The sequence below is a fragment of the Citrobacter sp. 50677481 genome (assembly GCF_001463265.1).
Taxonomy (GTDB): domain Bacteria; phylum Pseudomonadota; class Gammaproteobacteria; order Enterobacterales; family Enterobacteriaceae; genus Citrobacter_A; species Citrobacter_A sedlakii.
Map to the genome: position 1 here is coordinate 212,312 of NZ_LNHZ01000051.1, position 22,805 is coordinate 235,116.

A 22,805-nucleotide genomic window follows, 5' to 3' on the forward strand; every position below is an offset into this window, starting at 1 on the left:
CGGGCTTTTTTGTTATTACGGGCTATCATTGAGAATCAACAAAGCGCATGATTAGTGTGTACACAATGGTGTACCCAATGAGTTTCTGTCACAGAGGATTGGGTACACCCCTACCAAATTAATATTCAGGTGTTCGCAATGCCAAAACTAACAGACATGCAAATCAGGGCATGGATAAAGTCAGGAGAGCGGTTCGAGGGCCGTTCGGACGGAAACGGGCTTTATCTTCGGTATCGTAGCGCCGACAAAATCCCAACATGGAGATTCAGGTACAAGCTGGCTGGAAAGCCGCGAGCCATGTTGATCGGTTCTTATTCTGAGCTGTCATTGGCAAGAGCCAGAGATAGAGCGAAAGAACTTTCCGCCCGGGTAGCGCTTGGTTATGACGTTGCAGGGGAGAAGCAGGAGCGTAAGGCCAAAGCCTTGGCGAAAATTGAAGATAACAAAAATGCCATGCATGTTTCCGATCTCGCTGCAGAATACTTTGAGCGTCAAATTTTACCCCGTTGGAAACACCCTGATATATTGCGGCGTCGTATTGATAAAGACATAAACCCATGTATTGGCCGTATGAAGGTAGAGGACGTGAAACCGCGCCACATTGACGACATGCTGAAAGGCATTGTTGATCGTGGAGCACCAACAATAGCGACGGACGTTCTACGATGGACGAGGCGAATTTTCGATTACGGCATCAAGCGGCACGCTCTCGAGATAAACCCCTGCTCAGCTTTTGAAGTGTCGGACGCTGGAGGGAAAGAGGTGGCCCGCGAGCGCTGGCTTAGCCGGGACGAGTTGATTTGCTTGTTTAGGGCTATGCGCACGGCAAAAGGGTTCAGCCGCCAGAACGAACTAACCTTTAAGTTACTGTTGTCGCTTTGTGTTCGCAAAATGGAACTCTGTGCTGCTCGCTGGGAGGAGTTCGACTTGGAGGCGGCAATCTGGCATCTACCAGAGGAACGCAGCAAAAACGGCGACCCAATCGACATACCATTACCTCCGCCTACTCTGGAATGGCTGAAAGAACTACACACTTTTTCATGCAATAGCGCATGGGTGCTCCCGGCAAGAAAAATGCAAAACAGGATGATACCCCACATTCAGGAAAGCACCCTTCCCGTAGCATTGGCAAAAGTTCGAGCCGAAATGCCTGGTATTCCAAACTTCACAATTCATGACTTTCGTCGTACAGCTCGAACTCATCTAGCCGCGCTGGGAGTAGATCCAGTTGTAGCGGAAAGATGCCTAAACCATAAAATCAAAGGCGTTGAGGGGATTTACAACCGGCACCAATACTTTAACGAACGAAAAGCGGCGCTGGAGCTTTGGGTTGATCTGCTCGTGGCATTGGAAAGCGGCGAGGAATACAACGTGACACCAATCAAGAAGATCCATAAGCTATCATGAGCGAAAGACTGTGTGTGTCTGGCAATAACATTTTATTCAAATGCTAAAGGTGTCATATGGCAAACATAACAAAAATACCATTTTCATTCTGCCGCATTAAAAGAGCAGCCGAACTTCTTGATATACAAGCCGAAGACCTTTTAAGCTTGTCAGTATCTGGAAAAATTACGCTATGTGTCAGATTAGATGGATTAAATTCTATTCTTTTGGCAAAAGGCAATGCTGATGAGCTTGATAAGTGGTTTTTATCACTTAAAAATAACAACAGTGTATTGGCTAATGCAAAAAACCTATCAAATCACACTTCATTTTCGATTGATAATCTTTCAAATAATGAAGATGAAGAAGTCATATTTTATCCTCGTTTTTATCAATTAAGAAATTCGGACGAGGATATTGCTGATTCCTTATCTCAAAGCCACGGCGGAAGGGCATTCGGTCTTTGGGTCCCCCCTATCAGATGTATCAATGATGTATTGAATTACGGCACTGTTTCAATGGGTTCCGACTCGCTGGGAATTTATAGAACAGACGACAGCACACCAGATATGTGTCTGATTCCATTAGCAGAACAGTATTTAGATGATGTCGAAGATGAAGATTCCTGCATTGAGAATTACGCAAAATACGAGATATCAGTGAATGACCTATGGATAACTGCAGAACAGGTTAAAGAATTAGTCAAACATAATGGTGACTATAACGATTTACCTAGCAAGGAATATATTGAAAGTGAGAAAAGAAACATATTGATGAATAGCAATATTAATCATATGGCCGAACATCATGCAACGAATAGAGAAAAACTGTATCGAGCCGCAATTCACCTACTATCTAAATATCCAGAAGAATGTAGAGGTGAGCGAAAGGAAATAAGCCCTGAAAAGTGGAGAGATTGTATTCTCGCACATAAAAATGAAATTCAGGTTCTGCCGATCACAAACGAAGATGTCATTTTGAAGCATCTGCGGTCTGCCGCAAATGGCAAGCGGTAGACTAACTTAACGCTACGGGTACAGTAAGATTACTGTGCCTTATAACCACTTCTCCTGCTCGCTACTCTCATCCCGTAACATCAACCGCTATCATTAGGAGTTACGGGAACATGAAAGAATCATCATCCATTCCAACAAATGGCTACATCCGACGCTTCCGTTTGCCAGAACTGCTCGGTGTATCTATGCCAACAATCGATCGCTGGGTTAAAAATGGAACGCTGCCACGGCCAGTAAAACTCACAAATAACGTTACGGCATTTGATGCTTTGGAGATTAACAAATGGCTGGCGGAACGCCGGGAAGGGGCTGCGTAATGGAAAAGAAAAACCGCCCATTACTGCAGGCGGCTAACTCAGATATTCGCACATCCGATGTTACGCCTGCCTCTGGTTTCATTCAAGCGCACAGGCGCACTCCTAAAAAATATCGTGCTCGCGTCTACATGCTTCGCACTGGCGTGAAGGGATGGACTGAAAATGACATTCTCCGTTACTGCCGACTTTCTTCTGGCAGGAATTATGCGACTGAATTAGAGCGCCTGCTTGATATCAGGCTGGAACGGACTGAAGAACGCAACCCCGATGGTATTGGTGCACATCTTCGCTATCGTTTTTCATGTCGTGAAGATGTCTTGAAAGTTATCCAGTTAATGAATTATTACGCCACTATTGGCGGATATTGCGGATTATCGAAGCATGATATCGCCGATATCATTTCATTGTATCCGGAAAACCAAAACGCCGCATAAGGGATCGTAAATGATGAACTCGATTGTTATGGCCTTGGCAGGTCAGGGCCGCTCTCACGCTGAAATCGTCCTATCGGGTATTCTGTCACTTAGCGGCAGTATTCATGGAAATAAGCGCTCTGTGATCCACTATCGAAAAAACGGCTTGCCAGTTTTTGCGGACCAGTATTACACTGCAAAGGCACCAGCAAAATCTGGTGCCGGGATTGGCGTCCCGGATATGTTACAGGCGACAGTAGACGCGCCTTGCGTCTTTTTTGTTGTCGAAAATTCTGCTCACAGTTATCCTGGTGTCGCGAAAGCACTTCGCGCCGCTCAACAGTTAATGGTGGGCTGGATGGGGGCTTCTTCGGAAGCGCCGGTTTCCTGTAACGCCGGTTACGCCAACCCTGTCCAGTTCACCACCAGTGAAATTGGCGTTTCCGGTGGTGAGTTTAAGACTCAGTTACAGGAGGCCGCCACAATGGCTACTACCCCCGCTACAACTCAAACCAAATTCACCTGGCTTTTCCTCGGTACGCCCAAGGGGCAGACCTGCGCACCAATCGTATTACGCACAATGGCTGACACCGAAGAAGCCGCCCGCGATACCTTTCCACGCTGGGATTTGACCTTTGCGGCGAAGATCCGCTCTGAATGCCCTCTTTTCCAGCATCGCAACGGCTGCTTTGAACTGAACATCAACGGGCTGGAGGTGCACAATGCTTAATCTCCAGACTCTTACCGCTAAAGCCCGCGCCGTTCGCGGCAATATTGTGGCCGCAGTGTCCACCAAAGGCAGCCGTACCAAATCGCCCGTTTACGATCGTGACGAACAAATCAAACTGCGTGAACGTATTCAGCAGACACAACCCGATTGGGTGCTGTTGTGGTGGGATATTTCTGTCGTCACCGGCTGGCGTACCGCTGACGTTTGCAACCTGCGTTACTCCTGCATTGACTGGACGACAGGTAAAGCAACCATCACCGTAGCCAAGCAAACCAAAGCCGCAGAAGCCAGAGCAACACGTAAGGGCGTGGAGCTGGTGCGTAAGGCCCGTAAAGACGCCGCACGGATGAATGGCGACCACGTGGGCTATATGGCATGGGATAGCGCCACCCCGGACGAGATCGCCGCCAGCATGACTCCTGAAGAGCAGGAGATGTGTTTCGAACTGGTCAGTCGTGCAGATGTGAAGCGCGACACTAAGCAGCTGCCGCCCGGTATCCTGAAACGCCTTCGCGAACGTCAGGAACGTAATCTGGTGGATGATGGTCTGGTATTCAGTCGTAGCCAGATTGAAAGTAACAGATGCCATTCTCTGAATGGTAGCGTTACCCGTCAGACCATCTGGAAGCGTCTGAGTGCTGTTTGCGAGTGGTTCACCAGACACATTAACGCCAAGCTGCGCCTGAGTGCTTACAGTACCCGCAAAATCGCCGCATTCAACATGATGCGCCGTGGTGGCGATCAGGGGCTGCTTATCGCTTCTGAAATGCTCGGGCACAGCAACCCGGCGGTAACCCGCACATATCTGCAGTTAGGTAGCCAGGCTGGGGAATTGCAGGCGGCTATGGCGCTGGAGGTGTGCAATGCGTAAAACCTTCCAGATTGACGGCTACGCAGTTAACAAGCGCGGCTTAACTATTGGCATTCACTACACCATAACCAGCACTGACTCTGAGACTGCGAAAGCTACGGCGCAATTGCTGGCACAGAAAGGCGGTTATAAACACATCCGAATTAACTTTGTCCGGGAGGCGAAAAATGCGTAAGCCAATTAGCTTAGACCAGGCTGAATATAAATCAGCACTGGCAGCATCGCTTTACGAAGTAATTATGGAGAAAGCTACCGCTGAATGCTCAGAGGCTATGATTAATCTGATCTCCATTGCTTGTGATTTTAATCATGAAATTCACCAGGCATTAATAGCCGAACAACGCTTGGGAGATAAAAGATGAAACAGGTTCCCTTTGATGTTTTGATGCACGCCGAGAACGCACTTTCTGAAAATGAACGCGCAATGGCTGTCCTGAGCATGTGGATTGACAGTGTCCCAAACGGCGAAGAGTATCATGATGAAGCGTGTAAGGTTGGTGCCATCATGTCACTGCTGAATAAATCTATTGTCGAACTGGTGAAAGCGCGGGACGCTTACAAGCTAAATACCGGGGAATAAACAATGGAAAATAAAGATTCTGGCTTAAATGCCAGCGGGTTTTCTCATCCTGAAATCAGTCAGGGATACCAGTGGTTTATTAAAGAATTTCATCCAGTGAGAGCGAATGAAGAATGAAAAGAGCCCCTAACGTTAAACACTTGCCGAAAGACAAACGTACTGAGGCAATTATTTTTGCTGGCACTGAGGCATACAGCCATGCTCAACACTGGATCGAGTCTGAAGGTAAAAGAGCTGGTGACGACGTACCTCCCGTATATATCGGCGATAAGCAGCTGGCTGAACTGAACAACCTGATCATTATCGACGAAGGCCGAGAAAGTGCCCGGATATACCGCGCTGGCGACATTACCGAGGAACAGCTCACCACTATTGCGACAAAACTGGCGTTGGCCGGGGTGCGTCAGGCGCGTCTATTTGACGGAATATTTCAACCGTCACCAAAAGAGGATTGGTCTGCCCGCCTTCCCGGTTTGAAACGCGATGCTGAAAACGGCGAAAGCTTGGTTAAAGTCCATGCTACGGGTATGAACCTCTCCCAAATGGCGGACAACAAAAAGGCGCTGCTACTGGCCGCCCGTTACAACGGGATCGCAATTCATGCAGAAAGTGAGGCTGTACATGCATACCGTGATGGCGTGTGGGAAAAGACCTCTCAGTTAGAGTTAAGTCGTGAAATGGTCGCTATCTACAACGAAAACCAGACAGATTTCAGTAAAAGGCACATAAATAACGTGATTGAGGCGTTAAAAATTGTAATCCCCGTAATGTCAGTGCCGCGCAGGAACCTGATCGCCTTTAAGAACGGTGTCTATGATATGGAAACCGGGCAATTCTCAGCGCATAGCGCCGACAACTGGATCACCAATCACAACGGCATTGAGTATTCACCGGCAGTGCCTGGCGAAAATCTTCACGACCATGCGCCGAACTTCCATAAATGGCTAAGTTATTCATCAGGTAGAGACGCCCTTAAAATGCGGAGAATTTGCGCTGGTCTTTTCATGGTTCTGGCTAACCGGTACGACTGGCAGCTGTTCCTTGAGATAACCGGGGAAGGGGGAAGCGGTAAGAGCGTATTTACACAAGTTGCTACCCTGCTGGCCGGGGAACATAACACCGCCAGCGGTAATATGGTGGCGCTCGATACGGCGCGTGGACGTGCCCAGTTCGTCGGAAAGAGCATGATTACTTTGCCAGACCAACCCAAATACACTGGCGAGGGTACTGGCATTAAAGCCATAACCGGCGGTGACGCTGTGGAGATTGACCCGAAGAACGAGCATCAATTTACTGCCATTCTTCGGGCGGTAGTTATCGCTACCAATAACACGCCAATGATATTCACGGAACGTGCCGGGGGAGTGGCCCGCCGGCGGGTTATCTTCCAGTTTAATCATAAGGTCAGGGAAGCAGATAAAGACCCGGAGCTGCCGCGCAAGATAGCAGCAGAAATACCGGTTATCATTCGCCGCCTGCTGGATATCTTTGCCGATCCAGATGATGCCAAAAACCTGCTTATTGAACAGCGTGACAGTGAGGAGGCGCTGGAGATTAAACGCGCGTCTAATCCTGTGCTGGATCTGTGTGCCGCACTGGCTTTCATGAGTGAGCCTCGCGGGATGGAAATGGGAGGCGGTAAGAGGGCAGAAGAAGAGCGGGACCCACGACGCTACCTCTACCACCTTTACCTGTCATTTATGGAATATCAGGGGCTGTCTAAGCCTTTGAGCGTCACTGAGTTTGCCAAAGCAGTAAAAGAGGCGGCAAAAGAGTACAAAACCGAGTACCTGACCAGGACGATCAAAGGGAGGCGGCAAACGAACGTACAACTAACCGATAAAGCAGACGAGTTTTTGTAAAACCTTAATGCTATCTACCTTGTCTACACGAAACGAAAAATCACTTTAAATTCAATGCTCTTATTAGGTAGATAACTATATTTTTGTTATCTACCTATTATCTACCTTATCTACCCAGCAAAGCGAAGACGCCGCCTTGCCGTTCAGGGCTGTACTACGCGTGAGGGGGGAGAAGATGGCAGAAGGGCTAAGTTACAGACTTGGAAAAGTGCCTTTTAGGATTTGGCAGGTAAAATCCAGATGTTAATGACGGTGTTCAAGGCTCACCAGTACCGACGGACAGTACTTAGCGAACATGACAGGCTTTCTGCCGCCAGCACCTGAGTTAATCCTGACCGTTTACAGCATTGTACCGCCTCACGCCGCTGCGCTCTAATCCGCTCAAGACTCACAGCACCATCAGTAACCCGGCGCGTTCTCTGCTTTCGCTGCTCATGTCGAACCACCCGCTGCCTTTCCCTTTCCTCCTCTGCGGCTATCAGTATTTTTCTGGCCTCGATGTCTTCCGGGTAATTGTTGTACCAGTTGCGTTCGCGATACTGTGCTGGCCTGCTCCTGCTGAGTTTCGCTTCTTCGATCAGGCGCAGTATCACCCTATTGGCGGTATCGCAGCGTGCTCTCAATTTCCTGACGGCTTTTTCAGAAACACCAAAGTGAAAAGCCACCCGGTGATTGCTCATAGCACGGTGCAGGTTCAGCACGTTGCGCAATACGTCAGTAAAGGTCTCCTCCGTCCACCAGATCCCCTTAAACCGGAAGCCATTTTCAGCGGCTGTTAAAACGTTCATTTTTCCTCACTCTGTCTACCATCGGCAAAAAACGGGACGTGCTCACGAACCCTCAAAAAGTCCGCGGCGTATCGATAACGGTAGAATGCGGCCTGAGCTCATGTGATATGCCGCACTTTGTCGGGCTACAGGCCGCGTCATTCCTCATTTCTCCGCATTTTGTTGCTCACCAGTCCGGAAAGCGTGAAAAAGTGCGGTATTATCCAAAAATGGCTGGATCGTCGCTTACAGTCGATGAACCCGCATCACACCGGGAAAGTAAGGAGTTTACTATATTCTCCTTACCCCTCCTCTCAGAGCGTTCTTGAGTGACGGTTTTTCGCGGAAAAGATGCCCGTAAATATTCAACGTCACCGACGGCCGGGAGTGGCCCACCATGTCCGACACGTCCAGAATATCAACGCCGTTTTTTACCAGGCTGGACACCGCAAAATGCCTCAGGTCATGAAAGCGCGCTATCCCGAATTCAGAGAGCAGGCGTTTCATCACGCCGGATGTGCTGTAGTTCAGGCTCAGCCTTTGTCCGTTGCTCCCGGCAATCAGCGGTGTATCCGTTCCCAGCAGCGTTTTATCGAGGCACTCATACAGGCCAACCGGCATATCGACGGAACGGCCCCTGCCGCGCTTTCTGCCCCGGATAATACCGCGTGAAGTCAGATGGCAGCGAACCTGTATTTCGTCAGCGCTCACATCCCGATAGGTTAACGCCAGCACTTCGCTGATACGCAGGCCGCAAGCCGCGCCCAGCCAGATAGCAATCCTTTCGCGCCGCTCTGCGCGATCCAGCATGGCTAACACGGTATCTTCATCCGGGATTTGCCACGGCCTGTCTGCCGGTGATCGGCTCTGGCGAACCGGATTATGAGCAATCATCCCGGAACGCATGAGATAAGCAAAAGCCGCGCCGATGTACACAAGCGACTGTCGGTTAAGCCGCTCGCTAAGTTGGCGTGAAGTGATTTTATTCAGGTTTTTATTCAGCAGGTCAGACGGAAGGTTTAGCAGGCAATAGCGGTAGCGGTCGTAACTGGTTGCCCTGATCCTGTTCCGGTTCAGCCTGTCGCGCTGATATCCCAGCCAGAACCAAGACAGTTTCTGCAGCGTCCAGCGTTTTACCGCCTCCGCATTGTCTGCCGTTCGCCAGTCAAGGGCTGCCACTTCCAGTTGATACAGCAGCGCCGCCGCATCGTCGATGCTGTGAAAGGTATTGCGTCGCCCGGTGCGGTTTTCTTTATCCAGCCAGTTAACGACATAACGCAGGCGCTTTCCGGCGCCAATCTCACGGATAGATGCCATGTTTCCCCCTACACACCCTGCAAAGGTAATTCCAGAGGACACCAGCTAAACACTGCTACCGTATGCTCATCGTTTCGCTGGCGGATCATGTTGATGAGAATATCCGCACGAGGTGATGACCTCATAAGAGTGGCCAGCACTGTAATATCTGACGCATCGGGGTTTCGCGCCCGGTATTCGTTAATCTCATCGCCTACCAGATTTTTGAGCAGAGCATTGCCTGTCAAATCAGGTCTTTCCCTACGGATGCTATCAAACTGTGCAGCAGCATTCCGGCGAATTGGGATATAAATCCGATCCTCCAGTTCTCGCAGCTCGCGACGTATATTCATCATGCGAGCCCTGTTACCCCCGAGATTTTCCACTCGGTCGAGTAGCTCATCGACGAGGCCCAGAAATTCAGGAAGCTTTTCATCGGGTATAACGTCAGCTGAGAGATAACTTATCAGAAGCATAATTCTTGCTCTGATACGTTCAACGGCGGTCACATCCCCGTTAACAGATTTATCGGCAAGGTTTTGCCGATATGCTGGTAAGTTTCCGATATGATCAGGTAAACCGTCCATCTAAGTTACCGTCCGATTAATCAGGCACTTTTTTACACGGGAAAGAGCCGATGATTCTCGGCGCATCCATGCTGTTCTGCAGCAGTTGGACGTTCAGGAAAGCTTTTCCTTTGCGCTTCACGAACTCAAAGCCGTAATTGTTCCCGTCACGCGCTGGCATCAGGCCCATATTCCAAACCGCATTTGCTTCATCGCCTGCAGCCCCAAGATATTTAACTTTTTGGCTTGTGACCAATTCACCATTCACGCGAGTTAACCCTTCGCTATCGTCAATAGTCAGGCGATAACCACCACATTGAATAGCAGCGTTGGAAATTAAGGGAATGAAAAGCAAACTTGTTAAAGCTACTTTCTTAATATTAATTTTCATTGTCCTAGAGTCCTTTTTCCTGTGCTGATTTAGTCTTAATGTCTGCCGCGCCACGCGCTTCGCACATCATATCCATGTACCACGCCTGGCCCCTTGTGTCGCCAGTGTACATAATGCCTTTCACAACATAAACGCCATCTGTTGCGATGCTGGCAGGCTGCGCTGTGGTGCCGCTGAGCGTGATATTGCCGTCCGTATTCTGGTCGGTGATCTGCCCGCCAGCCATCGCGATATCGTTGTTTGACAACGCGGTGCGATACACGGAACCTTGATCCAGCTGAATGAGCCCGTTAATTCGAATATTCGGGTTAATCAGTGCGCGAACGTTCACGCCGTTGCCGATGGTCTGCTGCGGCATCCCGATCAGTCCGGTGGCGCTGTTGAGCACAATCGCGTCGTGCATATACTCACCTTCTGGCAGCATATTTAGCTGTCCGTCCACGAACTGCCAGGTCGCTCCGCATTGTGCGGCCACGTTGTCCATCAGGTGTCTGGTCATGCCAAACAGTGCGCGGCCCCGAGGGAACACTGTAGGGGGGAATACTGGAGTGCGACCGACAGTTGCGCCTTTGGCCTCAAAGTCTTTCATTAAAAGATTGAACATGTCTTCTGTCGTGTAGCCGGCCGCCAATGTCTGCGAGGTGATGCTGGTAGCAAACGCCAGATCCGTATCAGCTGCCTGAATCAGGACGTATGAATCAATGGGGCTGTCTTTTCCTGTGACCGAGTAGCGAATTTCGCCGCTGAAAATCATCCCGTAGTTGCGGCCATCACTCTGGCCCACGTCCGCCGCGTCGACTTCCCGCGCCGTTCCGACGCTGCTGGCCGACACTTCTGGCGCGATACCGTCATAGCCAGCAATCAGCCGAACCTTAGAAAACTCCTTCCCGGTGATGCGGTTCACCGTATCAGCCGATAGGTTGTAAATTTTGAACGTTCCCACCCGTGACGCGCTGCTGATATTGAACCAGTCGATCGTGAAGGTTACTTTAAAATCGCTGAGCTCAATGCCCTGCCCGTTGTCGTCCACGAGCTGTAATTCAAAGTGACGCATCCAGTTTTGTGACATGTTCATGCCCCTTTAAAAAAGTAAACCCGGCCTAATCGCCGGGTGTGAGAGTTAATAATGATTGGCATATGGGCGCATGTGCTTATCGATGGTTTTTTGTCTTTCCTTCTCATCGACTTTCTGCTGCTCCCAGTGCTGATCAAGCTGACGTTGAAGCTGAATGTTTTTATTCACATCAGCATCGAAATCCCGGCGCTTTTGAGCTGCTTCTTTAGCATTGATACTAGGGATATATGGTTTCGAGTGGATGTTGTTCGCCTCCATATATTCCCCGGCAATTTCCAGTAACGAGACAGCCTCACTCCGTGGAATATTGTCAGGCAACGTATAGCCGGAAATGGCTTTCAGAACAGCAATGGGCACAAAGCGAAGTGCCTCAATGGCGATGTTTTCCGGGTTGCGTTCAACGCCAACCGTGAAATCTGGCACGGCTTTCCAAACTATCTTGAGAAACTCAGCATGGGATTGAGGCGGCTGGCCTGAGCCTGCAGGCTGCTGATCGCCAGTTCTTTTCTTTAGCCGGTCTGCTGTTCTGTTAGCAGCTGCTGCACGATTTTCAGCGGCGATAATGCGATCGTTAGCCGCAGCCAATGCTCTCACGATGGATGTCATGAAATCAGCAGATGCAGGGTCTGTAGGGAATTGAATCTCCGTATCATTATCAAAATTTGCAGTAATGATTACGCCAGATCCGGAAGGGGTCGCATTGAAGCGAGTCATGTTCGGCATGGTCAAATTGTCCTGTAACCTCGACGGGATTGTCGGTATGAATATTATACTTCAAAACCATAAAAACAGATAGAAATACAATAATCAACCGTAAAAAGTGGTAAATTGGTGTGGAGTTCTGCTATTCTCAATGGGTGAGGGGTGATGTCCTCCAGATTGCACAACGTGATACTAAGCAAAGCCCGCGCCTCCTTCGCGGGCTTTTTTACGTCTTATATCCAGATTAAGCCGGTCAAACGTGGCGATCCTCTAACGGGAAGAAAAGTTTTAGCCTGATGTTTCGAGTTAATTTGATGCTGGAAGTTGGTGTTTGATTGGTCGAATAACCAGGGGAATTGAGTAAGGTACTCTACCCAAAGGTAGACAATAGTAGATAACTTAAAAAAAGTTCTCTACCCACTGAAAGCCTTGTGACACAAGGGGTAGAGGTCATTGGGTAGATAGGTAGATAACCCCAGACCATTTCTGCAAAACACGGAAAACGAATGGGCAGATGTATCCTGATAATTGCCTAAAAATTATTCGCTAAGTGACCAATTGCTTGAGGAGTGATTTACATGCTGAAATCCGAGGTGATCGAAGCTGCGATAACTGAAATGGTAACGATGAAGGGATGCGAGTTAGACGCGTCTGATCTGCTAGAGATTCGTTGCCGAGTGGCCGGTACGCTTGCTGCAAAAAAACGCCACCACCAGCGCATGACCGCGCCAGAATATCAGTGGAGAAAGCCAGCACCGAGGCGTTAAAGGTCAATATCCAGTTACTTACTCTGGCTGAACAGGTGTACCCAAGGGTGTACACAAAGTAAAAACCAAAAAACAAAAACACATATAAATAGAGCCTCCAAAGCCAACACTCAACAAACAGATCCAATATCGAGTAAATGCCAACAAACGTCGCCCGCTGCGTTCGGGCGGCGTTACGTTTCCCTGAATATCAACTTATCTGTCTCCCAGGCATTATATTTTCTCATCATTATAAAAACCTCTTTTTATCGAATACCCTATGTAAGATGGGTTGAGTGGCATAGTCGCATGAGCGAAATTTATTAAAAAGCCATTGCTTTAGAAAATCTCAATCGTGATATACCGCACAAATCGCTACTCTCTACCGCGCTAAAGATGAGGGAGAGCCATGCTGTTACATATTCTGTACCTGATAGGAATCACCGCTGAGGCCATGACGGGCGCGCTGGCCGCGGGTCGTCGCCGTATGGATACTTTTGGCGTCATTATTATTGCTACCGCGACAGCCATCGGTGGCGGTTCCGTTCGCGATATTCTGCTTGGTCACTATCCTCTCGGTTGGGTGAAACATCCCGAATACGTCATCATCGTCGCCACCGCCGCTGTTCTGACCACCATTGTGGCACCGGTGATGCCTTACCTGCGCAAACTCTTTCTGGTGTTAGACGCTTTAGGGCTGGTCGTCTTTTCAATAATTGGCGCCCAGGTCGCGCTGGATATGGGGCACGGCCCCATAATTGCCGTCGTTGCTGCCGTGACAACGGGCGTTTTCGGCGGCGTATTACGCGATATGTTCTGCAAACGCATTCCGCTTGTCTTTCAGAAAGAACTGTACGCTGGCGTCTCCTTCGCCTCCGCCGTGCTTTACATTATCTTGCAGCACTATGTCTCCAGCCATGACGTTGTTGTGATATCAACGCTAATGTTCGGTTTTGTCGCGCGTTTGCTGGCGCTCCGTCTTAAGCTGGGTTTGCCAGTATTTTATTATCGCCATGAGGGTCACTGAGCGCTAAAGCCATCAATACGCTGACTCCCCAGCCACTGGCTGAGCGCTTTTATTTCTGCGTGAGCGAGCCACTGGATAACCCATGCAGCACGGCGTGCGCCTGTTGCGGGAAGTTGCTGCCAGTAGTGTGCGCTGTTCGAGACCATCTGCTGCCATGAACGCGCCCCACTGGCATTTAACGCGGTCTGCGTCAGTGGTATTCCCATCGCCATTAGCCAGCGGGTAAACGGTTGTTTGCGGACGAGGTTGAACTGATGCCAAAGCTGCTCGCCTTTGGCCTGCGCTAACCCAGGCGTGTTCTTGATTTGCTCAGGCGTCAGAGCAAGCCACGAAAAGATATGCGCAAAATGATGATGTTGATGAAGCGCTCGCCAACCCGACTCACCTATCCCCTCTATCCCTAACGCGCCACGCGAGCCAATCCAGACCAGCCGGGAGATAAACTGCTCCTGGCATTCAGCGGTGGCATAGAAGCAGGTCAACGAGTTATAGCGATTTTCCGGCGGCGCGGGTTTTGTCCGATCGCTAACGCGCCAGACCACCTTATCAATGCGCGGGATCCCTTGTCCGGCAAGGCTGACGAGAATATGATCGCCCGGCGCGATATCCCACTCTTGCCAGCGTCTGATCGAACCGAGATTCACCCGCTGCACCCGTTTATCATCCAGCATGACGGGAGCGAGCATCGCCACCACTGCAACTTTTCCGCTCTTACCGACCGTGAAATGGATCGCCGTGACTTCCGCCACCTGGGCCACTGGCGGATATTTCCAGGCCGCCAGCCAGTTTCCCTGCCCCGGCAACCAGTCGCGTGATGCTGGCTCGTCGCCAGTCCGGACAACGACACCATCGGTCACAAAAGGCAAGCCTGACGTCCACCACCGCGTGCGGGCACGCTCAACGTCTTCAGCGCTTTTCACTAACAGAGTATATTTTTCCGTCAACGTAAAGCCCGCAGCGCTCAGTTGCCTGAGTTTTACAGCCATGCGATCAGGTCCGTCGGGCCAGGCCCAGATGAAAACGCCCAGCGAACGTAATGCGCTGGCGTTATCCTTGCGCATCAACAGGCCAGCCACCTTTGAACGTGCATTCATGCCCCCCATTTTTTTCTGTATATGCCCCTCCTGGGGCAAAAAGATTTCACCCTGCAGAACGCTGTTTGCCAGCGCCCCCGTAACGGTCTGGGGAATGGCTGATATTCGCTGCGCTTTTGCGGTCCAGTCTTCGCCTTTCAGGCCATCGCCACGGCTGATCGCCTGGGTTAACGCGCCCTCCCGATACACCAGGGTAATCGCTACGCCATCCACTTTTGGTTGCACCCACAGATCGCCGCGTTCACGCATCCATTGTCGCACCGCGCGCTTATCCGTCAGCTTTTTAACGCCGGTATGGGCAACCGGATGGGAGGCAGCGCCGCCAATAGCGGGCGGCAAGTCGCCGGGCAATACGTCTTCGCCAACGCAGCGCTGCCACTGAGCCAGTCGGGCACGCATCTGATCGTAAACGCCGTCCTCTACGTTGCTTTTCCCGTCCTTCCAGTAGGCGTCGTCCCAACGTGAAATCTGTTGTTGTAAACGGGATAACTCGTCCTGAGCTCTGGCCGCCGACCACGTCGGGCATAACCCCCAGACCTGCGAACACCACAGCAGCCCTACTATGATCGCTATCCCTCTTTTCATTACCGCCTCCCGTGTCTGTTGGCGAGCAGGTATAGCGCGTCACACAGGTAAAGCCGAGCGGCAATATATTCTTTTGCGCACGGGCTTCCAGACATTCGCAGTTGTTGTAGAGAATGTCGGTTAAATCAGGAAACAGGCTCGCAAAACGCAACAATCTGGCGCAAAAAGTGTGACAAAAGCTACGTCGCGTTGCGGTGACGTGTATAATAAGCCCGTATGTAGGTTCAATTTGATAATCACATACGTAAGATACTCATGGCTCAAGGCACGCTTTATATTGTTTCTGCCCCCAGTGGCGCGGGTAAATCCAGTCTGATTCAGGCTTTATTGAAAACCCAACCGTTGTACGACACCCAGGTTTCTGTTTCTCACACCACGCGTGCGCCGCGCCCGGGTGAGGTTCACGGCGAACACTATTTCTTCGTCAACCACGATGAGTTCAGAACCATGATCGGTCAGGATGCCTTCCTTGAGCACGCCGAAGTGTTCGGTAATTATTACGGCACTTCGCGCGAGGCGATTGAGCAAGTTCTCGCAACGGGCGTGGATGTTTTTCTGGATATCGACTGGCAGGGCGCTCAGCAAATTCGGCAGAAAATGCCGCATGCGCGGAGTATCTTCATTTTGCCGCCCTCCAAAATCGAACTGGATCGTCGTCTACGTGGTCGTGGTCAGGATAGCGAAGACGTTATCGCAAAACGGATGGCGCAGGCTGTTGCAGAAATGAGCCATTACGCCGAATATGATTATCTTATTGTGAATGATGATTTCGACACCGCGCTGGGCGATCTGAAAACCATCATTCGCGCCGAACGTCTGCGCATGAGCCGCCAAAAGCAGCGCCATGACGCTTTAATCAGCAAACTGTTGGCAGACTGAACCCACTTTCAGTATTATGCCCAGTCATTTCTTCACCTGTGGAGCATTTTAAGTATGGCACGCGTAACTGTTCAGGACGCTGTAGAGAAAATTGGTAACCGTTTTGACCTGGTACTGGTCGCCGCGCGTCGCGCTCGTCAGATGCAGGTAGGCGGAAAGGATCCGCTCGTACCGGAAGAAAACGATAAAACTACCGTAATCGCACTGCGCGAAATCGAAGAAGGTCTGATCAACAACCAGATCCTCGACGTACGTGAGCGCCAGGAACAGCAAGAGCAGGAAGCCGCTGAATTACAAGCCGTTACCGCGATTGCTGAAGGTCGTCGTTAATCACAAAGCGGGTCGCCCTTGTATCTGTTTGAAAGCCTGAATCAGCTGATTCAAACCTACCTGCCTGAAGACCAAATCAAACGTCTTCGGCAGGCGTATCTCGTTGCACGTGACGCTCACGAGGGCCAGACACGTTCAAGCGGTGAACCTTACATCACGCACCCTGTTGCCGTAGCCTGCATTCTGGCCGAGATGAAGCTCGACTATGAAACGCTGATGGCCGCGCTGTTGCATGACGTGATTGAAGATACCCCCGCCACCTACCAGGACATGGAGCAGCTATTTGGTAAAAGCGTTGCTGAACTGGTCGAAGGGGTATCGAAGCTAGATAAGCTTAAGTTCCGCGACAAGAAAGAGGCGCAGGCCGAAAACTTTCGCAAGATGATTATGGCGATGGTGCAGGATATCCGCGTCATTCTCATCAAACTTGCTGACCGTACCCATAACATGCGCACACTGGGTTCTTTGCGCCCGGATAAACGTCGCCGCATCGCCCGCGAAACGCTTGAAATTTACAGCCCGCTGGCACACCGTTTAGGTATCCATCACATTAAAACCGAGCTGGAAGAGCTGGGTTTTGAGGCGCTGTATCCCAACCGCTATCGGGTAATTAAAGAAGTCGTCAAAGCCGCTCGCGGCAACCGTAAAGAGATGATCCAGAAAATCCTCTCTGAAATTGAAGGACGGCTACAGGAAGCAGGGATTCCCTGTCGCGTCAGTGGACGCGAGAAGCATCTCTATTCCATCTACTGCAAAATGGTGCTTAAAGAGCAGCGTTTTCATTCGATCATGGACATTTACGCCTTCCGCGTCATCGTTCATGACGCCGATACCTGCTACCGCGTGCTCGGCCAGATGCACAGCCTTTACAAGCCGCGTCCTGGCCGCGTGAAGGACTATATCGCCATTCCGAAAGCGAACGGCTACCAGTCGCTGCATACCTCAATGATCGGCCCACACGGCGTTCCTGTTGAGGTGCAAATCCGCACTGAAGATATGGATCAGATGGCGGAGATGGGGGTTGCGGCGCACTGGGCTTATAAAGAGCATGGCGAGACCAGCACCACCGCGCAAATCCGCGCTCAGCGCTGGATGCAGAGTCTGCTTGAGCTACAGCAAAGCGCAGGCAGCTCCTTTGAGTTTATTGAAAGCGTTAAATCCGATCTTTTCCCGGATGAGATTTACGTTTTCACCCCGGAAGGCCGCATTGTCGAACTGCCAGCCGGCGCCACCCCGGTCGATTTCGCTTACGCCGTGCACACCGACATCGGTCACGCCTGCGTGGGCGCTCGCGTCGACAGACAGCCTTACCCGCTGTCACAGCCGCTTACCAGCGGTCAGACGGTGGAGATCATTACCGCGCCGGGCGCTCGTCCCAATGCCGCGTGGCTTAACTTCGTTGTCAGTTCAAAAGCCCGCGCCAAGATTCGTCAACTGTTGAAAAACCTTAAACGTGACGATTCCGTTAGCCTCGGACGCCGCCTGCTCAACCATGCGCTGGGCGGTAGCCGTAAACTGGCTGAAATTCCGCAGGAGAATATCCAGCGTGAGCTTGAACGCATGAAACTGGCCACGCTTGACGACCTGCTGGCGGAAATCGGCCTCGGTAACGCCATGAGCGTGGTGGTGGCGAAAAACCTGCAGCAGGGTGAGGCGTCTACCACGACGGCGCAGCCTGCCGCAACGGGCCACGGACATCTGCCGATCAAAGGCGCAGACGGCGTACTGATTACCTTCGCCAAATGCTGCCGTCCGATCCCAGGCGACCCGATCATCGCCCACGTCAGCCCCGGTAAAGGCCTGGTGATTCACCACGAGTCCTGCCGTAACATCCGCGGCTACCAGAAAGAGCCAGAGAAGTTTATGGCCGTTGAGTGGGACAAAGAGACGGCGCAGGAATTTATCACCGAGATCAAAGTGGATATGTTTAACCATCAGGGCGCGCTGGCTAACCTGACGGCGGCAATCAACACCACGACCTCCAATATTCAAAGCCTGAATACAGAAGAAAAAGATGGTCGCGTCTACAGCGCCTTTATTCGTCTTACCGCGCGCGATCGCGTACATCTGGCGAATATCATGCGCAAAATCCGCGTCATGCCGGACGTGATTAAAGTCACCCGTAACCGAAACTAGTTTTATGAATGAACAACGTTATGCGCGTATCCGTGAAATGCTCGCCAGGCGGCAGCCTGATCTGACCGTCTGCATGGAGCAGGTTCATAAACCTCATAACGTTTCTGCGATCATTCGTACCGCAGACGCTGTTGGCGTCCATGAAGTCCACGCCGTCTGGCCGGGCAGCCGCATGCGCACTATGGCCTCCGCGGCAGCGGGTAGCAACAGTTGGGTGCAGGTAAAAACGCACCGCACCATTGGAGAGGCGGTCAGCCATCTGAAAGGTCAGGGCATGCAGGTTCTGGCGACCCATCTGTCTGACAAAGCGGTCGATTTTCGCGACATTGATTATACCCGTCCCACCTGCATCCTGATGGGGCAGGAAAAAACCGGTATTACCCAGGAAGCATTAGACCTTGCGGATCAGGATATTATTATTCCGATGATCGGCATGGTGCAATCACTGAATGTCTCCGTCGCTTCCGCGCTGATTCTTTACGAAGCCCAGCGTCAACGACAGAACGCGGGTATGTACCTGCGCGAAAACAGTATGCTGCCAGAGGACGAACAGCAGCGCCTGCTGTTTGAGGGCGGCTATCCGGTGCTGGCGAAAGTCGCCAGGCGCAAAGGCTTGCCCTACCCGCGGGTGAACCAGCAGGGTGAGATCGAGGCGGATGCCTCCTGGTGGTCCACCATGCAGGCCGCAGGGTAATTCCCGTGTCGGGCCGCTTGTTAGACGCTGTCCCGCTCAGTTCCTTAACGGGCGTTGGCGCGGCGCAAAGCAGCAAACTGGCAAAAATCGGCCTGCACACCGTGCAGGATCTTCTTTTGCATCTCCCTCTGCGCTATGAAGATCGCACCCATCTTTATCCCATCGGCGAACTGTTGCCGGGCATTTATGCCACGGTCGAAGGCGAAGTGCTGAACTGCAACATCACTTTTGGCGGTCGCCGGATGATGACATGCCAGATAAGCGACGGCTCCGGCATTCTCACCCTGCGCTTTTTCAACTTCAGCGCAGCAATGAAAAACAGCCTTGCCAGCGGACGTCGGGTGCTGGCTTATGGCGAAGCGAAGCGCGGGAAATACGGTGCTGAGATGATCCATCCGGAATACCGTATCCAGGGCGATCTCAGCACCCCTGAGTTACAGGAAACCCTGACCCCTGTCTATCCGACCACTGAAGGCGTCAAGCAGGCGACGCTGCGCAAGCTGACCGACCAGGCGTTAGACCTGCTGGATACCTGCGCCATTGCCGAACTGCTGCCGCCGGAACTCGCGCAGGGCATGATGAGCCTGCCGGAAGCATTGCGTACCCTCCACCGTCCGCCGCCGACGCTACTACTGAGCGATCTGGAAACCGGTCAGCATCCGGCGCAGCGACGACTGATCCTTGAAGAATTACTGGCGCATAATCTGAGTATGCTGGCGCTTCGCGCCGGAGCGCAGCGTTTCCATGCGCAACCGCTGAGCGCCAACGACACGCTCAAAAACCAACTTTTAGCGTCGCTGCCGTTTAAACCCACGGGCGCACAGGCGCGCGTTGTCGCGGAAATCGAACGAGATATGGCGCTGGACGTTCCGATGATGCGTCTGGTGCAGGGCGATGTTGGCTCCGGTAAAACGCTGGTGGCGGCGCTTGCCGCACTGCGGGCGATTGCGCACGGCAAGCAGGTCGCGCTGATGGCGCCCACCGAACTGCTGGCAGAACAACATGCCAATAACTTCCGTAACTGGTTTGCGCCGCTTGGCGTGGAAGTGGGCTGGCTGGCCGGCAAGCAGAAAGGGAAGGCGCGTCTGGCCCAGCAGGAGGCGATCGCCAGCGGACAGGTGCAAATGGTGGTGGGGACACACGCTATTTTCCAGGAGCAGGTGCAGTTTAACGGCCTTGCCCTGGTGATTATCGACGAACAGCACCGTTTTGGCGTGCATCAGCGTCTGGCGCTGTGGGAAAAAGGCGAGCAGCAGGGTTTCCATCCACACCAGCTAATCATGACCGCCACGCCGATCCCACGCACCCTCGCGATGACCGCTTATGCGGATCTCGACACGTCCGTTATCGATGAACTGCCGCCAGGACGTACGCCCGTCACCACCGTCGCCATTCCGGACACCCGGCGCAGTGACATTATTGACCGGGTGCGCAACGCCTGTACCCAGGAAGGGCGTCAGGCTTACTGGGTGTGCACGCTGATTGAAGAGTCGGACCTGCTGGAAGCGCAGGCCGCAGAAGCGACGTGGGAAGAGCTGAAGCTGGCCCTACCGGAGCTGAACGTCGGCCTGGTGCATGGCCGGATGAAACCTGCGGAGAAGCAGGCTGTGATGGCGGCGTTTAAGCAAGGTGAACTGCATCTGCTGGTTGCGACGACAGTCATTGAAGTGGGTGTGGATGTCCCTAATGCCAGCCTGATGATCATCGAAAACCCGGAGCGTCTGGGGCTGGCGCAGTTGCATCAGCTCCGTGGGCGCGTTGGTCGCGGCGCTGTTGCTTCTCACTGCGTACTGCTTTACAAGTCTCCTCTATCGAAGACGGCTCAGAAACGACTGCAGGTGCTGCGCGACAGTAACGATGGCTTCGTGATTGCGCAAAAAGACTTAGAAATTCGCGGTCCCGGCGAACTGCTCGGCACACGCCAGACGGGCAATGCCGAGTTTAAAGTAGCGGATTTACTGCGCGATCAGGCCATTATTCCCGAAGTTCAGCGCATTGCGCGTCATATTCATGAAAGGTATCCGCAGCAGGCAAAAGCGCTTATCGAACGCTGGATGCCGGAAACGGAGCGCTATTCCAACGCCTGACCGTTTCCGATGTCGTGGCGGCGTTACGCCGCCCCCGGGTTTACTGTGCGAAAATCGGCAGCAGCAGATACAGTTTGATCACCAGCGCGTTGACGATATCAATGAAGAACGCGCCAACCATTGGAACCACCAGAAATGCCATATGCGACGGACCAAACCGGTCGGTAATTGCCTGCATATTGGCAATTGCCGTCGGCGTGGCGCCCAGGCCAAATCCACAGTGTCCTGCCGCCAGCACCGCCGCGTCGTAGTTTTTACCCATCATGCGCCAGGTCACGAACACAGCGTACAGCGCCATGGCTATCGTTTGCACCACCAGAATAGCCAGCATCGGCAGCGCCAGCGAAGCCAGCTCCCACAACTTCAGACTCATCAGCGCCATCGCCAGGAAAAGCGACAGACTGACGTTGCCCATAACGGACACGGCACGTTCAAAGACGCGGTAAAAGCCCAGCAGCGCCAGACCATTGCTGACGATCACGCCGACAAACAGTACGCAGACAAAGGTAGGCAGTTCAAACACCGTACCCGCCAGCAACTGGGCAACAATTTTCCCCACGGTCAGACAGATGGCGATGAGGGCGATGGTTTCGATCAGCACCAGCGAGGTGATCATGCGTCCAACGTCCGGTTTCTCAAACGCTGTCGGCACTTCCTGATCGTCAGGGATACCATCCGGCGTGGTGGAATGCTTCACCAGATAACGGGCAACCGGCCCCCCGATCAGCCCGCCAAGCACCAGACCAAAGGTCGCGCAGGCCATTGCCACTTCCGTGGCGTTCGCAAAACCGTAGCGCTCAATAAACAACTTACTCCACGCCGCGCCGGTGCCGTGCCCGCCGGACAGCGTAATTGACCCGGCAATCAGCCCCATTAACGGATCCAGTCCCAGCAGGCTTGCCATTCCGATGCCGATAGCGTTTTGCATCAGCAGCAGACCAACCACCACGATCAAAAAGATACCAACGACGCGGCCCCCTTTGCGCAGGCTGGCGATGTTCGCGTTTAGACCAATGGTGGCAAAAAAGGCCAGCATTAACGGGTCACGCAAGGTCATATCAAAGTCAACTTCCCAGCCCATGCTCTTTTTCAGCACCAGCAAAGCCAGCGCGACCAGTAAGCCACCGGCAACGGGTTCCGGAATGGTGTATTTCTTCAGAAAGGAGACTGACTGGACCAGCTTGCGCCCCAGTAGAAGCGTTAGCGTTGCGGCAACAAGTGTCGATAACGTATCGAGATGAAACATAGACTAGCT

25 protein-coding genes are annotated in these 22,805 nt (G+C 52.1%); 17 read left to right on the forward strand and 8 right to left on the reverse strand.

What is annotated here, in order from left to right; genetic code table 11:
* Positions 1–138 precede the first annotated feature (138 nt).
* The 10 genes from APU02_RS13605 to APU02_RS13645 all read left to right on the forward strand — a co-directional run bounded on the left by APU02_RS13605 (position 139) and on the right by APU02_RS13645 (position 7,175).
* The gene (locus APU02_RS13605) at positions 139–1,407 is read left to right on the forward strand and encodes a site-specific integrase (protein ID WP_060570272.1); all 1,269 of its coding nucleotides are present in this window, start codon (positions 139–141) and stop codon (positions 1,405–1,407) included.
* A 56-nt stretch (positions 1,408–1,463) separates the two neighbouring features.
* Positions 1,464–2,402 (forward strand): hypothetical protein, encoded by a 939-nt coding sequence (locus APU02_RS26965; RefSeq protein ID WP_239692866.1) that lies wholly within the window; start codon positions 1,464–1,466, stop codon positions 2,400–2,402.
* Between the two features lie 110 nt (positions 2,403–2,512).
* Positions 2,513–2,719, forward strand: coding sequence for an AlpA family phage regulatory protein (locus APU02_RS25205; RefSeq protein ID WP_072197119.1), 207 nt, complete (start codon positions 2,513–2,515; stop codon positions 2,717–2,719).
* Entirely contained in the window at positions 2,719–3,153 is a 435-nt protein-coding gene (locus tag APU02_RS13615; RefSeq protein WP_060570274.1) for a hypothetical protein, read from the forward strand. Before APU02_RS25205 ends, APU02_RS13615 begins: the two co-directional genes overlap by 1 nt.
* A gap of 10 nt (positions 3,154–3,163) precedes the next feature.
* Positions 3,164–3,862 carry a host cell division inhibitor Icd-like protein gene (locus APU02_RS25210; protein WP_239692867.1) on the forward strand — a complete coding sequence of 233 codons (699 nt, stop codon included), beginning with the start codon at positions 3,164–3,166 and terminating at the stop codon, positions 3,860–3,862.
* On the forward strand, positions 3,855–4,733 hold the full coding sequence (locus APU02_RS13625; RefSeq protein WP_060570275.1) for a tyrosine-type recombinase/integrase: 879 nt from the start codon (positions 3,855–3,857) through the stop codon (positions 4,731–4,733). Before APU02_RS25210 ends, APU02_RS13625 begins: the two co-directional genes overlap by 8 nt.
* Complete coding sequence (locus tag APU02_RS13630) at positions 4,726–4,908, forward strand: hypothetical protein (RefSeq protein ID WP_060570276.1); 183 nt, start codon at positions 4,726–4,728, stop codon at positions 4,906–4,908. Before APU02_RS13625 ends, APU02_RS13630 begins: the two co-directional genes overlap by 8 nt.
* Positions 4,901–5,095 (forward strand): hypothetical protein, encoded by a 195-nt coding sequence (locus APU02_RS13635; RefSeq protein WP_060570277.1) that lies wholly within the window; start codon positions 4,901–4,903, stop codon positions 5,093–5,095. Before APU02_RS13630 ends, APU02_RS13635 begins: the two co-directional genes overlap by 8 nt.
* A complete protein-coding gene (locus APU02_RS13640) occupies positions 5,092–5,313 on the forward strand; it encodes a hypothetical protein (protein ID WP_060570278.1) in 222 nt (73 codons plus the stop codon). Before APU02_RS13635 ends, APU02_RS13640 begins: the two co-directional genes overlap by 4 nt.
* A 113-nt stretch (positions 5,314–5,426) precedes the next feature.
* Positions 5,427–7,175 carry a DUF5906 domain-containing protein gene (locus APU02_RS13645; protein WP_060570279.1) on the forward strand — a complete coding sequence of 583 codons (1,749 nt, stop codon included), beginning with the start codon at positions 5,427–5,429 and terminating at the stop codon, positions 7,173–7,175.
* 263 nt (positions 7,176–7,438) lie between these two features.
* Here APU02_RS13645 and APU02_RS13650 read toward each other — a convergent pair whose 3' ends face one another.
* The 6 genes from APU02_RS13650 to APU02_RS13675 all read right to left on the reverse strand — a co-directional run bounded on the left by APU02_RS13650 (position 7,439) and on the right by APU02_RS13675 (position 11,993).
* On the reverse strand, positions 7,439–7,963 hold the full coding sequence (locus APU02_RS13650) for a hypothetical protein (RefSeq protein WP_060570280.1): 525 nt from the start codon (positions 7,961–7,963) through the stop codon (positions 7,439–7,441).
* A 270-nt stretch (positions 7,964–8,233) separates the two neighbouring features.
* Positions 8,234–9,259 (reverse strand): tyrosine-type recombinase/integrase, encoded by a 1,026-nt coding sequence (locus tag APU02_RS13655; protein ID WP_060570281.1) that lies wholly within the window; start codon positions 9,257–9,259, stop codon positions 8,234–8,236.
* Positions 9,260–9,267: 8 nt separating this feature from the next.
* Positions 9,268–9,825 carry a hypothetical protein gene (locus APU02_RS13660; protein WP_060570282.1) on the reverse strand — a complete coding sequence of 186 codons (558 nt, stop codon included), beginning with the start codon at positions 9,823–9,825 and terminating at the stop codon, positions 9,268–9,270.
* A 16-nt stretch (positions 9,826–9,841) separates the two neighbouring features.
* Entirely contained in the window at positions 9,842–10,195 is a 354-nt protein-coding gene (locus tag APU02_RS13665) for a hypothetical protein (RefSeq protein WP_120714893.1), read from the reverse strand.
* A gap of 4 nt (positions 10,196–10,199) precedes the next feature.
* Positions 10,200–11,264, reverse strand: a complete 1,065-nt coding sequence (locus APU02_RS13670) for a hypothetical protein (RefSeq protein ID WP_060570283.1) — start codon at positions 11,262–11,264, stop codon at positions 10,200–10,202.
* Positions 11,265–11,315: 51 nt separating this feature from the next.
* A complete protein-coding gene (locus tag APU02_RS13675) occupies positions 11,316–11,993 on the reverse strand; it encodes a hypothetical protein (protein ID WP_060570284.1) in 678 nt (225 codons plus the stop codon).
* Positions 11,994–12,550: 557 nt separating this feature from the next.
* On the opposite strand from APU02_RS13675, the gene APU02_RS13680 reads away from it, so the two are divergent.
* Both APU02_RS13680 and APU02_RS13685 read left to right on the forward strand, forming a co-directional pair.
* The gene (locus APU02_RS13680) at positions 12,551–12,739 is read left to right on the forward strand and encodes a hypothetical protein (RefSeq protein WP_060570285.1); all 189 of its coding nucleotides are present in this window, start codon (positions 12,551–12,553) and stop codon (positions 12,737–12,739) included.
* Between the two features lie 388 nt (positions 12,740–13,127).
* The gene (locus tag APU02_RS13685) at positions 13,128–13,745 is read left to right on the forward strand and encodes a trimeric intracellular cation channel family protein (RefSeq protein WP_042287064.1); all 618 of its coding nucleotides are present in this window, start codon (positions 13,128–13,130) and stop codon (positions 13,743–13,745) included.
* Here APU02_RS13685 and ligB read toward each other — a convergent pair.
* On the reverse strand, positions 13,739–15,424 hold the full coding sequence (gene ligB / locus APU02_RS13690) for an NAD-dependent DNA ligase LigB (protein ID WP_060570286.1): 1,686 nt from the start codon (positions 15,422–15,424) through the stop codon (positions 13,739–13,741). The two genes, APU02_RS13685 and ligB, sit on opposite strands and share 7 nt — an antisense overlap.
* Positions 15,425–15,679: 255 nt before the next feature.
* Here ligB and gmk point away from each other — a divergent pair, with 255 nt between their 5' ends.
* Genes gmk through recG form a run of 5 tightly spaced genes read left to right on the forward strand, consistent with a single transcriptional unit; the run spans position 15,680 to position 21,550 of the window.
* On the forward strand, positions 15,680–16,303 hold the full coding sequence (gene gmk / locus APU02_RS13695; protein WP_042287070.1) for a guanylate kinase: 624 nt from the start codon (positions 15,680–15,682) through the stop codon (positions 16,301–16,303).
* A 54-nt stretch (positions 16,304–16,357) separates the two neighbouring features.
* Entirely contained in the window at positions 16,358–16,633 is a 276-nt protein-coding gene (gene rpoZ / locus APU02_RS13700) for a DNA-directed RNA polymerase subunit omega (protein WP_000135058.1), read from the forward strand.
* 18 nt (positions 16,634–16,651) lie between these two features.
* Positions 16,652–18,769 (forward strand): bifunctional GTP diphosphokinase/guanosine-3',5'-bis pyrophosphate 3'-pyrophosphohydrolase, encoded by a 2,118-nt coding sequence (spoT, locus tag APU02_RS13705; protein WP_042287072.1) that lies wholly within the window; start codon positions 16,652–16,654, stop codon positions 18,767–18,769.
* A gap of 4 nt (positions 18,770–18,773) precedes the next feature.
* Positions 18,774–19,463: a tRNA (guanosine(18)-2'-O)-methyltransferase TrmH gene (gene trmH / locus APU02_RS13710; protein WP_060570287.1), complete on the forward strand. Its 690-nt coding sequence runs from the start codon at positions 18,774–18,776 to the stop codon at positions 19,461–19,463.
* A 5-nt stretch (positions 19,464–19,468) separates the two neighbouring features.
* A complete protein-coding gene (recG, locus tag APU02_RS13715; protein ID WP_060570288.1) occupies positions 19,469–21,550 on the forward strand; it encodes an ATP-dependent DNA helicase RecG in 2,082 nt (693 codons plus the stop codon).
* A gap of 40 nt (positions 21,551–21,590) precedes the next feature.
* Here recG and gltS read toward each other — a convergent pair whose 3' ends face one another.
* On the reverse strand, positions 21,591–22,796 hold the full coding sequence (gltS, locus tag APU02_RS13720; RefSeq protein ID WP_060570289.1) for a sodium/glutamate symporter: 1,206 nt from the start codon (positions 22,794–22,796) through the stop codon (positions 21,591–21,593).
* Between the last annotated feature and the right edge of the window lie 9 nt (positions 22,797–22,805).